Annotated in this window: 11 protein-coding genes; all 11 read left to right on the top strand. The window is 45.0% G+C overall.

The window, feature by feature from the left end:
* The first annotated feature begins 115 nt into the window (after window positions 1-115).
* The 11 genes from ACN6KS_RS17145 (at window position 116) to ACN6KS_RS17095 (ending at window position 12,293) form a co-directional block, all read left to right on the top strand.
* A complete protein-coding gene (locus ACN6KS_RS17145) occupies window positions 116-874 on the top strand; it encodes a YveK family protein (protein ID WP_280789040.1) in 759 nt (252 codons plus the stop codon).
* Window positions 822-1,529: a CpsD/CapB family tyrosine-protein kinase gene (locus tag ACN6KS_RS17140; protein ID WP_094868815.1), complete on the top strand. Its 708-nt coding sequence runs from the start codon at window positions 822-824 to the stop codon at window positions 1,527-1,529. Before ACN6KS_RS17145 ends, ACN6KS_RS17140 begins: the two co-directional genes overlap by 53 nt.
* A 6-nt stretch (window positions 1,530-1,535) precedes the next feature.
* On the top strand, window positions 1,536-2,771 hold the full coding sequence (locus ACN6KS_RS17135; protein WP_094875260.1) for an oligosaccharide flippase family protein: 1,236 nt from the start codon (window positions 1,536-1,538) through the stop codon (window positions 2,769-2,771).
* Between the two features lie 32 nt (window positions 2,772-2,803).
* Complete coding sequence (locus ACN6KS_RS17130; protein WP_094875258.1) at window positions 2,804-4,075, top strand: O-antigen ligase family protein; 1,272 nt, start codon at window positions 2,804-2,806, stop codon at window positions 4,073-4,075.
* Window positions 3,999-5,321, top strand: a complete 1,323-nt coding sequence (locus tag ACN6KS_RS17125; protein ID WP_440962412.1) for a glycosyltransferase family 4 protein — start codon at window positions 3,999-4,001, stop codon at window positions 5,319-5,321. Before ACN6KS_RS17130 ends, ACN6KS_RS17125 begins: the two co-directional genes overlap by 77 nt.
* 62 nt (window positions 5,322-5,383) lie before the next feature.
* Window positions 5,384-7,300: a polysaccharide biosynthesis protein gene (locus tag ACN6KS_RS17120; RefSeq protein WP_440960123.1), complete on the top strand. Its 1,917-nt coding sequence runs from the start codon at window positions 5,384-5,386 to the stop codon at window positions 7,298-7,300.
* Window positions 7,301-7,303: 3 nt separating this feature from the next.
* Window positions 7,304-8,422 carry an LCP family protein gene (locus tag ACN6KS_RS17115; protein WP_440960122.1) on the top strand — a complete coding sequence of 373 codons (1,119 nt, stop codon included), beginning with the start codon at window positions 7,304-7,306 and terminating at the stop codon, window positions 8,420-8,422.
* Window positions 8,423-8,446: 24 nt separating this feature from the next.
* On the top strand, window positions 8,447-9,073 hold the full coding sequence (locus ACN6KS_RS17110; RefSeq protein WP_143812086.1) for a sugar transferase: 627 nt from the start codon (window positions 8,447-8,449) through the stop codon (window positions 9,071-9,073).
* Window positions 9,070-9,879: a GNAT family N-acetyltransferase gene (locus ACN6KS_RS17105; RefSeq protein ID WP_440960121.1), complete on the top strand. Its 810-nt coding sequence runs from the start codon at window positions 9,070-9,072 to the stop codon at window positions 9,877-9,879. The genes ACN6KS_RS17110 and ACN6KS_RS17105 overlap by 4 nt, the downstream gene beginning before the upstream one ends.
* Window positions 9,880-9,957: 78 nt before the next feature.
* The gene (locus tag ACN6KS_RS17100) at window positions 9,958-11,067 is read left to right on the top strand and encodes a GNAT family N-acetyltransferase (RefSeq protein ID WP_440960120.1); all 1,110 of its coding nucleotides are present in this window, start codon (window positions 9,958-9,960) and stop codon (window positions 11,065-11,067) included.
* A 59-nt stretch (window positions 11,068-11,126) separates the two neighbouring features.
* The gene (locus ACN6KS_RS17095; protein WP_094868822.1) at window positions 11,127-12,293 is read left to right on the top strand and encodes an aminotransferase class I/II-fold pyridoxal phosphate-dependent enzyme; all 1,167 of its coding nucleotides are present in this window, start codon (window positions 11,127-11,129) and stop codon (window positions 12,291-12,293) included.
* Window positions 12,294-12,297 lie beyond the last annotated feature (4 nt).

Genomic DNA, 12,297 nt, shown 5'->3' with positions numbered 1-12,297 from the left:
GCTTATAAATTCCCAACTTTTTTTGGACATATATTGGGCTAACGAGAATATAACTATACAATAAAACACTTGTTGAAAAAGAGGAAAATACATTAACGGTTAGGAGAAATGAACGATGGAATTCGAACTAGGCAGCATTTTGAAACTAGTGAAACGTAGGCTGCTGTTCATCATTGTATTATGTATTGTTGCGGTCGGAATTGCTAGCTTCGTTAGCTATTATGTCTTGAAACCGAAATACGAGGCGACGGCTTCAATTCTTATTCAAGGGGATAGGCAACAGAAAGCAATCAATGACATTATGGCTGGGCAAAAACTAGTAACCACTTACGGAGAAATTATCCGAAGCAGTAGAATCGCTGAAGAGGTCGTTAGAAGACTGCAATTAAACATGACCCCTGAAAAACTATTAGAAAAAGTGAAGACAAGAACAAGCAGCGAGTCACTCGTGACGACGGTAATTGTATCGGATTCTAATGCTCAGCGGGCAACGAATATCGCGAATGGCTTTGGTGAGGCCTTTAATGAGAACATCCAAGCGATTATGGGGGTAGAGAATGTTGTGCTTCTTGACCGGGCCAAGGTTCCTTTCGAGGCGATCTCCCCCAAGCCAGTATTCAATATGGTCGTTGCTTTCGGACTTGCATTGATTGCTGGGATCGCAATTTCCATTCTACGGGAATTGGCGGAGAAACCTGTGAAAAGCGCTAAGAATATTCAGTTGGATTTGCAGCTTCCTCTTCTGGGAACCGTGGGAAAATTGAAGCCGCGGAAACGGCGGGAGAAGACGAAATCCATTTCAGTAGAAGGAGCCAGCAGACATGAAGAAGAAAACGCCAAGATTGTATTGCCTGGAACAACCGAAATCATCTAATGGTGATCAATTCCGAACGATACGATCTAATATTCGCTATACCCGGGTTGGTGGAGAAATTCGATCTTTATTAGTTACAAGCTCACTCCCGGATGAAGGTAAATCAACAGTGGCGATGAACTTGGCTATAGCGATGGCGGAAACGGGAAGAACTGTGCTGCTGATCGATGGGGATTTGCGCACACCAACGGTGCATAAAGCATTCGATCTACCCAATTGGATCGGATTAAGTAGTATCCTAGTAGATCAAACCCGTGTGGATGATTGTATTTTCCCTATTGAGGGATCAGAAGGACTTTCTGTATTGACATCGGGTCCGATCTCTCCAAATCCAGCTGATTTACTAGGATCAACAGGAATGAAAAGGTTATTCGCAGAGCTTAGTGAGAGATTTGATACGATTGTTATCGATTCTTCTTCGGTATTAATGCCTTTTTCAGATGCGCTTATCTTGGCAAAGATGACCGAGGGGGTACTGTTAGTCGTAAAATCCGGGAAAGTGCTCTTGAAGCATACCAACTCTGCAAAACAGATCCTTGAGCAGCAAGGAGCGCATATTTTGGGAGCGGTTTTGAATTATCGAAAAAGTAGCAAACGTTACAAGATTCGCGGTGAAGATTTTGCCGATTGGGCCTCAACTTCAGGGTTGGTCTAACGCTTTATGACATTTGCATCTCTTCGTTATTTATTTGGAAATATCACATATGCAGGCGCTCAATTCGTGATTGTAATTTTGCTTAATAAATTTGGCTCATCCGAAATCGTTGGGCAATATTCGTTAGGGCTTGCGGTGACTGCTCCCATCTTTATGCTGTCGCATCTGCATCTGCGTTCGGTCTTGATCGTTGATACATCTGGAAAATATCTTTTTGGAGATTTTTTTGGCCTTCGTCTCGTGACAACCGCAGTTGCATTCACGGTTACAGCAGGTTGTTGCATCCTCAGTGGTGCTGATTGGAATACAGCTTTAGTCATATTTTTCATAGGATTGTATAGAATTGTTGAGTCGGTCAGCGATATTTTATTGGGTATTGTTCAGAAGCAGGAAAGGCTAGATCAAATCTCTTTCTCGAGAGCTGCTAAAGGATTGTTCTCCATAGTTGTCTTCGCCCTCGTATTTATCCCTACTCAGAGTCTCATTCTAGCGTTATTAGTCATGATTATCGGATGGTTAGCAATAACCATTGGATATGATGCTCGCAAAGCGAGAGTGCATACGTCGCTCAGGCCACTTTTTAACAAAAGACGATTATGGGGCTTATTGCTCGTAAGCTCACCCCTTGGCGTGGTGCTGGCGTTGATGTCACTAAATACAAATATCCCACTATACGCGATTTCATATTTTAAAGGTGAACATGACTTAGGCATATACGCTACGCTCTCATACATGATCGTTGCCTGCAATGTTGTTGTTACTGCACTCGGTGAAGCGATAACACCACGTCTTGCCCGTTGGCATGCTAGCGGAAGACATAAGGAGTTCGTCTCTTTACTCAGTCGAATGATTGCAATGGGCATAGGAATTAGTGCGATCGCTTGTTTGATCGGGTGGATGTTTGGTCATCAGCTTCTAACTCTTCTATTCAGTCCAGATGTGGCTGCAGAGATAGGTTTATTTCATTGGTTGCTCATTTCTACCCTATTGGTATTTGTAACGTCTTATCTGTGGTATGCCATAACGGCTACCGGGAAGTACAAAGCGCAGATTCCCTTGTTTCTGTGTTCCGTGATCACTAATGGGCTATCTTGTCTAATATTCGTGCCTATTTTTGGGGTGATAGGTGCTGCTGTAGGGGCTAGTATGGCCTTATTCGTTCAGATGATAGGCAGTGTGATCGTACTTTTCTTGGTAATCCGTCAGGCAAGGAAACAGGTACAACGGGAATTGGCCGCATAGAGGTCATTTCCCATAGGAAAGTAGGGGCTTGTATGACATCTGTACTCGTTGTAGGGAAACCCTACACCATGCGTAATTTATTTCTGTTTGCGGTTATGGGTTACATCATCTGCCTTCCGGCTCAAATTGATTTCGGTGGCGCATTTCGAATCGCACCCTCTGACCTTTTCTTAATGCTTGGTTTGTTTGCAGCAGGTTTACACCTCAAATTGGACCGGAGACAGTTCAGTTCATGGCATTGGGGGATGTTGTTTATTTTCGTCCTCGCTTCATTTGTATCCATTTGGCGTAATGGATTCATTACGCAATACGCTCTATTGCAAAAAGATTTTGGGTTTATACTCCTACTGCTGACTTACATCATGTTAGTTCAGGCTGTAGACAGCTGGGATCGGTTATATAAAATGCTACGAGCTTTTTTGATCAGTGTACTGATCTTCAATGGCGTCGCTTTGTTCGATTTTTTTAGTGGAGTCAGAGTTCCGTTTATGGTGCAAGACGGTCGCCTCTCCGGGATGCTAATTGATCCGAATGCATACGGCGGATTACTAGTTACGGCTTTTGCCATTCATATCATGACGAGCGGAGACGGGGTGAAGCTGCTTAGGGGATGGGTGAGTACGCTAGCGACGATCACCTTAGCCGGGGGCATAATAATGACTTTTTCGCGTTCGTCATGGATAGGTCTGTTCCTTGTCTTGCTTACACTCCTGCTGATGAATCCTTCTCGGCTTCTCAAGATCGGCATGGGCTTTAGCGTCGCGTTTGGAGCATTGCTGTTGTATAAAGGTACAGCTTATCTGGATGTGCTTGGGAATATGGCCAGTAGACCCTCGCAGATTCAGTCGCGCCTTGACATCATTGGGAAGGCTGTGGAGTGGATCGCTCAAAGTCCATTATTAGGGATTGGACTCGGTAGCTATAACTATGAACTGCGGATTATTATCCATAATACTCCGATCTGGTTTATGACAGAATTTGGTTTATTGGGCTTGATTGTGTACGGCGGATTCATGATCTGGTTCTTCATCGTCGGGATCCGTTCTTATCGCGCGGCAGATAGGGTGAACAGACCGATCATTATGGCATTACTGCTGTCTCACGCAGCGATGATTGGACTTTCGATGGGTATTGAAGCCTTATTCCAGCGATATTGGTGGTTCATGATGGCTATGAACGCAGCTTGCATCCGATTAACGAATACGGGATGGAAAGGAGTGAAGCGATATCGAACCAAGGGCACTGAAACGTCAACGGGTCGTAACTTACGACAACAAACAGAACAAGCGCAACAAGCGCAATAACAAGAGGTCCGGGAGCATACCTGCTGAAGACTGTAGGCCGGTAAGAGTTGCTTTTGTAGCCTCCATTTTTGGGCATTTTGAGAGTTTCCATCTACCTTACATGGCGTTATTGCAGCAAAAGGGTTGTGAAGTGCATGCTTACGCGCAGCCCGGGGAAGCGAGATTACGGTTAGAAGAGAAGGGGATCGTGTGCCATGATGTACCCATTCAGCGTAGCCCTTTACAGATGCAGAACTGGAAGGCGCTAGGGATATTAACGGAAAGCTTCAAGGAGGAGGGGTTCCAGTTCATCCATGTACATACGCCAGTCGCTTCGATTCTCGGACGGATTGCGGCCTATAAAGCAGGTGTACCTTGCACATTGTATACAGCGCATGGTTTTCATTTTTTCAAGGGAGCTCCTTTTCTGAACTGGATGCTTTATTATCCGCTCGAGAGGTTAATGGCCCGCTGGACAGATGTGTTAATCACCATAAATAGAGAAGATTATGAACGCGCCCAGAAATTTTCTATACGAAAAAAGGTGACTTATGTGAGTGGTGTAGGACTTGATCTCCAGGTTTACGGCAGTGAACAGGGTCATCCTGAAACTGCGACGGAGAAGGCAGATAGGCGACGCCAACTGTTTGATCTGCCGAAGAGTGAGCATGATGAACCTCCCTTCGTCATCCTATGCATTGCTGAATTAAACGCCAACAAGAACCAGAAGCAGTTGATCGAAGCGCTGGGGCAGCTGGGGTCTCAAGCAGGCAACATCCATCTGGCTTTTGCAGGTATAGGACCGTTCGAGCAGACTCTATTAGAACTTGCAAATCGGCTGGATGTCAGCGATCGGGTGCATATGCTTGGGTACCGTAGTGATATTCCGGATCTACTCAGAGCATGTGATGTTGCTGCACTTGTGTCCTATCGCGAGGGGCTACCTCGGGCGATTATGGAGGCGATGGCAGTAGGAAAACCCGTTATAGGTACGCATATTCGGGGGATTCATGATTTGATCGAACATGAGTCAACAGGCATGTTAGTTCCAGTTGGTGATATTACCGCTACCGCTAAGGCTTTTACTCATTTACGTGATGATCCAGCATTAACTACGGCTATGGGAGAAGCAAACAAAGAGAGGATCATTCGTTACGGGTTGCCTGCGGTGCTCCGTGAAATGGACTCGATCTATATAGAAGCGCTAAACAAGGAGGAAAGAAAGCGGGTTCCGTCTGAAATGCATGCGAGCCTATCGGGGGATTGAATATTCACTCTCACTTAAAAGGGGAGTACATGAATTTTTAGTTAATTAGGGAGAAAGAAGTGATGAAAATGCGGATCGTCCGTTTGGTCATGTTGGATGCAGGGATTATTGCGGCTTCAGTGTGGCTTGTGTTTTTACTTCGGTTTGATTTTCAAATCCCTGAGATGTACGTGTGGATGCTTCCGTGGGCAATATTGATTCACATTGCGGTATATGCGGCCTTCTCATTTGGATTCAAAGTGTATAACAATATCTGGCGATACACTGGAATGAGAGAATTACTGCAGCTTCTAAAAGTGAGTGTATTAACCCTCGTTGGAGTGATCGTTGTCAACGTATCCACCCATGCAGTATTTCCTTCCTATCGACTACCAATTTCCATTTATTTTGCAGCCGGTTATGTATTTCTGGGCATTGTTGGGTTACGAATGGTTAAACGTCTTCTAAACGACGGGTTTGAGACAACGGGTGCGGGTGTGAAGGATGCCTTCGAAGGTAATCTTCTAATCGTTGGGGCGGGTAAAGCAGGAATCCTCGTTACAAAAGATATCAAGCATTCAAGATTCAAATTTATGCATCCGGTCGCCTTCATTGATGATGATGCATCCAAACGAAAGCTGGAAGTAATGGGGCTGCCGATTGTGGGTAACCGGAATTTCATTCCCGAGGCCGTGAAACAGCTGGACATTGCGTTCATTATTATTGCCCTTCCGACAGCGCCACATAATGACTTAATGGAGATTATTGAGATCTGCAAATCAACAAAAGCACAGATTAAGCTAATGCCTAGTATGACAGAAATTTTGGACGGGAAAATGGCAGTCAATCGAATTCGTGAAGTGTCCGTAAACGATTTGCTGGGTAGAACTCCTGTTGAGATTAATACTGAAGAGATTCGTGAGAATTTAGGAAGTGAGTGTATTCTCATCACGGGTGCAGGAGGCTCCATTGGCTCAGAACTGTGCCGTCAGCTAGCTGCGTATCGCCCGAAGGAAATGTTGCTGCTTGGTCATGGTGAGAACAGCATTTACCTGATTGAACAAGAGCTACGCCAGTTATATCCCGATCAGAAGATTCAACCCATCATCGCTGATATTCAGGATGTGTCGCGGATCGATAGTGTTTTTCAGAATTTTCGACCTACGATTGTATATCACGCCGCCGCGCATAAACATGTCCCACTTATGGAGATAAATCCGGTGGAGGCGGTAAAGAACAACGTTATTGGAACAAGGAATGTAGCGGAAGCGAGTGCCAAATATGGTGCTAAGCGGTTCATTCTGATCTCTTCGGACAAAGCGGTTAATCCAACAAGTGTCATGGGAGCTACGAAGCGAGCGGCAGAAATGATTATTAATGATCAGAATTCATCTAGCAAGACGGTTTTTGCTGCTGTCCGTTTCGGTAATGTTCTCGGTAGTCGGGGGAGTGTTATTCCGTTATTCAAAAGACAGATCGAGGGTGGTGGCCCGGTTACGGTTACCCATATGGATATGGTGCGGTATTTCATGACGATCCCTGAAGCAGTGCAATTGGTTATTCAGGCGAGCATACTGGCAAAAGGTGGCGAGGTGTTCGTGCTTGATATGGGTAAGCCAGTTCGGATATACGATCTGGCAAGAGATTTAATACGTCTCTCGGGTTTAGAACCTGATAAAGATATCCCTATCGTGGTCACGGGCATTCGTCCTGGTGAGAAATTATTTGAGGAACTCCTGACAGAAGAGGAAGGATTGATGGTCACCAATAACTATCGCATCATGATCAGTCGTCCTCAAAGTGTTTCCAGATCTGAACTGAATTTGGTCCTTGGTGTTCTGGAGAATTTGTGCAAACGGTACGAATTTGTGCCAAGCAGTTATCAGATTAAGAAATTATTAAAGCAGCTTATTCCAAGCTATTCGGGCTTTCAGGAAGAACCACAGGTGGCTACTCATGAGCTTGAACGGATCAAATCCGAAGTTCATGCGGGGATCTAAGTGATGAAGTCGTTTATGAGTAGATGGAACAAGAAGTTGCGTTTGCGTGGTAAGAGTGACAAGGAATTCACAAGAAAACAAATAGTCATAAGGCGAATTGGAAGATTCGCCCTGATTGTTTGTCTGATTGTGATTGTAGTTGGTGGCATTTGGATTAGAGGGGTGTTAAATGCTGAGCAGCGATTTCAAAAGGCTGTCCTTAATCCATTGACGATGCCTAACTCAAAAATTTCTGCATTGCCTGTGGAAAAGACGCAGTCGGATGGGACTCTTATAAATCGAGTGAATTCGGATGGCGTGGTACTACCATCGACTGAACCAGCAGCATCGTCAGGTGCAACTGATAAAAAAACTTCATCCTTTAATGTTGTATTAATTGGAACAGATACGTGGGGTGGGGAAATCTCCCGTGCAGACACGATCATGGTTGTGCATGTAATGCCGGAACAGCGGAAGGTGAACATCGTCTCTGTACCGCGCGATACAAGGGTTTATGTACAGAATGTTGGATACACCAAAATTAATCATGCTCATATTGTTGGTGAGTCCAAAGGTGGGAATGAGCAAGGAACGCTGACGCTCATTCAAGCGGTAAGCGACTTTATGAATATTCCCATTCATCATTACATCAAGACGAATTTCTCTGGAGTTCGTGATTTCATCGATTCAATCGGAGGGATCGACATGGTAATCGATCAAGACGTAACAATAACCCCGGAGATTACCATCAAAAAAGGCGAACAGCATCTGGATGGTGTGCATGCACTCTACCTTGCTAGGGAGCGATATTCAACTCCGAACGGTGACTTTAGTCGTCAAGAGGAGCAATTCAATATCGTTAGAGCTGTGGCTAATAAGCTGTTGAGCCCTGAGCATCTTCCGGATCTGGCGGGATTATTACTCCATGAAAAGAAAGACATTATCGATACAAGCTTCAGCGACAGCGATTTGCTTAGCTTAGCTTGGTTATTCAAGGGGATTACTTCCGCGGACTTTCAATACGAACAGATTCCAGGTAACAACAGTTTTGCTCCTGATCCGCTAGTCGGAACTAAGGTGTACTACTGGAGTGCCGATTTAAAACAGGTGAACTCACTTAAGGAACGTCTTTTTACGGATTAAGAGAAAGGCGGGAGGAGTACTAACATGTATCGCCATATGAAACGAGGCTTCGATCTTGTGGGAGCGATCGTTATGTTATGTGTATTTAGTCCAGTCATGGCTGTGGTGGCGTTGTTGATTCGAATGAAGCTTGGAAGCCCAATCTTGTTCAAGCAGCAACGACCAGGGCGGGGAGAGAAACCCTTCTTCATCTACAAATTTCGGACCATGGCTGAACTGTATGACTTGCAGGGTCAGCCGTTACCAGATGAGCGAAGATATATCAAATTTGGCGGAATCATCCGGAAGCTGAGTCTGGATGAACTGCCACAGCTGGTGAATGTTGTGAAGGGAGAAATGAGTCTGATTGGCCCAAGACCCTTACTGATGCGGTACAGCCCTTATTATTCCGAACAGGAGAGGCTGCGTTTCTCAGTAAGACCAGGAATTACGGGATTAGCACAGGTGTCAGGACGCAATACTTCGTCGTGGAAAGACCGGCTTTCGTATGATGTCACCTATGTCGAGACTTTAAGTTTCAGACTTGATGCGCTGATATTATGTAAGACCGTCTTGAAGGTGATTCGCCAAGATGATGTTGTAGCCAATCCAGGTCGGCATAGCCTACCTCTGGATGAGTACAGGCTGAATAAAAAGGAGGGCCAGGCATGAGTGTGCAGTTTAGACCGCTGCATGAAGACGATATACATCATGCATGCCGGCTCTTGAAGAGCAATTTACCGGAGCATGTGTACAATCAAACGATATTTGCTTGTACGGGTTATCCAGCATATCTACAAGCGGCTTGTAAATGTGGAGGCCATTCAGCCACGTTGTTGATTGGAGCCTATCTTGGAGAAGTGCTCATTGGATTCGCGGAATGGCGAAGAATGGAACAAATATTGGTTCTGAATAATTTAAACGTGGATGCGGCGTTTCGCAAGGACGGCATAGGCGGAATGCTCATGGCTTATGGCGAGAAATTAGCCAAGAGGGACGATATTAAGAAGTTGGTCCTGGATGTGTTCTCATGGAATGAACCGGCTCATGCTTGGTACCTTCGCCTTGGCTTTGTAGAAGAAGGACGTACTTATTGGTATGTGAGGGATCTGGAACGTTCATTAACGGCTAATGCAGATGTTATTGCTGCTGGAGCGGATATAGATGTTGAAGAAGTGACTTACATTATTGATGATTACCCAATGGCAGAGGCACATCATCTAAAATACGGATTTTCTTCATTTAGGATTAGAACGAAGCAGAAGACTTCAGTTGTGGGTCGGCTCGGCGAGCAGTATTTTCGCATCCAACTGCAAAGTGGGGAGTGGGACGGTGGATATCCACTAACCGATGTGTTACTCGACCTTGACCGGGAGAGAAAGCTGTTATTGCTTTCATCCGATGCATTCTTACGTGAGAGAGACCCAGCGCTAAGCTTAAGCACTGAAAGTATACGCATGATCAAGATATTGGATTAGCAGCGAATGCTTCTGGAGTAATTTTTGTCGAAGGACATCAAGGAAGCGTACGCTAACATAACTTTTAGGAGGTGACGTATGAGTGATTTCATTGTGCTTAATAGCTCACATTCTGAAGAGTGGGATGCTTATTTGAATCAGATGGATAGTAAGGATATCTATTTTTCTGCAGATTTTTTTCGGCTGTTTGAGGATGATCATCATCAACAGGCGGAGCTGTTTGTTTTTAAGCAGGGTGAGAAGCTCATTATTTATCCTTACTTACTTCGCTCTATTAACCATCTTCCCGCAGTCATCCAGCTGGGACTTGAAGGAGAATGGTATGACATCAGCACACCTTATGGATACGGGGGGCCAATATCTAATGTGCCACTAGGAGCGGAACGAACGGAGTTGTACCGACAATTCAGTGAAACGTTCACAGATTACTGCAGAGAGAAAAAGATCATGACCGAGTTTGTAAGATTCCATCCTTTCATAGGCAATGCCACTGAATACCAAAAAGGGCTTACTACAGAGCTCAATCGGAATACAGCTTACATGGATTTGACAGTTGGCTCAGAGTCAGCGCTAATCCAGAACTATGGCAGCAATCATAAAAGAAATATCCGTAAATTAAAGTCTGCTCCATTCACCATTCGAAAGTCGGATCTTAAGGATCGGATCGAGCCTTTCATCGAGTTATATTACGGTACGTTAAATGATTTACAAGCAGATCCCTTTTATTATTTCCCTCAAAAATTTATAGAAGATACAAGCCTTTTACCAGACGGACGGGTAGCACTGTTCGAGGCGATGGATGGGGAGAGGAGTATAGGGGCAAGTATTGTACTCCTTGATCGACCATGGATGCATTATCACTTATGCGGTTGGGATCGAGCTTATCTGCAGTGGTCACCCACCAAATTTCTCATCCACGCAGCAGCTGTGTGGGGGTTGGAGAATGGATACGAAAAATTCCATCTTGGTGGAGGATATAAGGGGAATGACGAACTGTTTCAGTTCAAGCTAAGATTCGCTACGCAACTAGAGCCACTGGACTATTACTTAGGGAAGCGAATTTTTTTTCCCGAGGTGTATGAGCGAATGATAGCACTCTGTGACACTGGGGTTGCAGGGAATTACTTTCCGCTCTACCGGCATCCATCTCTTTTGAATCAAAATATCATGGACCACGCTCTGAAGTAAGTCAATAAGATATGTATTCCATTTGGATTAAAGCATCCAAATGGAGAAAGGAGCAAGGCATGAGTATTCGTCAATCAAGCATTCTACCACGAATCTTGTTATCCCCACCGCATGTAAGCGGACGTGAACAGGCTTATTTGGAGGATGCAATTCACTCTGGCTGGATTGCTCCCATCGGACCACAAGTTGATGCATTCGAGCAGGAGATGGCCGACTATACAGGTTCAAAGGGGGCACTTGCGTTAAGCTCTGGAACAGCGGCAATTCATCTGGCACTCCGTCTTGCTGGCGTTTCTCAAGGAGATTACGTGATTTGTTCTACGCTCACGTTCGTAGCTAGTGCCAATCCTATTTTATATTTGGGGGCTACACCTGTATTTGTAGACTCAGAACCAGAGACATGGAATATGTGTCCATTAGCTTTTCAGCGGGCCTGCCAGGATTTGAATGATAAAGGGATACTGCCTAAAGCAGCCGTTGTTGTCAATTTGTACGGACAGAGCGCAGACATGGAGCCCATTGTAGAAATCGCGAATCGTTACGGTATTACTCTAATAGAAGATGCTGCGGAATCCCTAGGTGCCTTTTATCACGGAAAGGCTAGTGGTACATGGGGCCGCTTCGGAATCTATTCTTTCAACGGAAATAAAATTATCACAACCTCAGGTGGAGGTATGCTTGTGTCGGATGATACCGATGCATTAGACCAAGCCCGTTTCTGGTCTACCCAAGCACGTGACACTGCTCCACACTATCAGCATTCCGAAATGGGTTATAACTACCGGCTAAGTAACCTGTTGGCAGCCATAGGTCGAGGGCAATTGGAGCTACTTGAGGAAAGAGTCGAACGACGTAGATATATTTCTCAAGTGTACTCAGATCGATTGGGATCCATTCCGGGTCTTCATTTCATGCCGGAAGCGCCAAATTGCCGCAGTACACGCTGGTTAAGTGCGCTAACGATTGATGAAGAGATCGCAGGCTTCTCCGCTAATCAACTCTTAAAGTGCCTGGAATTCAACAATATAGAAGCTAGACCTGTTTGGAAACCACTACATCTGCAACCTCTATTCGAGAACGCCTTCTATTATCCATACATGGAGGAACATAGTGTATCTGATCAATTGTTCACAAAAGGTATATGTCTACCTTCCGGTAGCTCTTTATCGGATGATGATCTGGTACGCGTAATGGATGCGATAGAGTCTTGTATTCAGAACCGCTGAAGAA

The organism is Paenibacillus nitricinens (genome assembly GCF_052056485.1).
In the GTDB taxonomy this organism is placed as follows: domain Bacteria; phylum Bacillota; class Bacilli; order Paenibacillales; family Paenibacillaceae; genus Paenibacillus_AQ; species Paenibacillus_AQ nitricinens.
The sequence above is the reverse complement of the archived record's forward strand: the minus strand, read 5'-3'. Positions and strand labels throughout refer to the sequence as shown.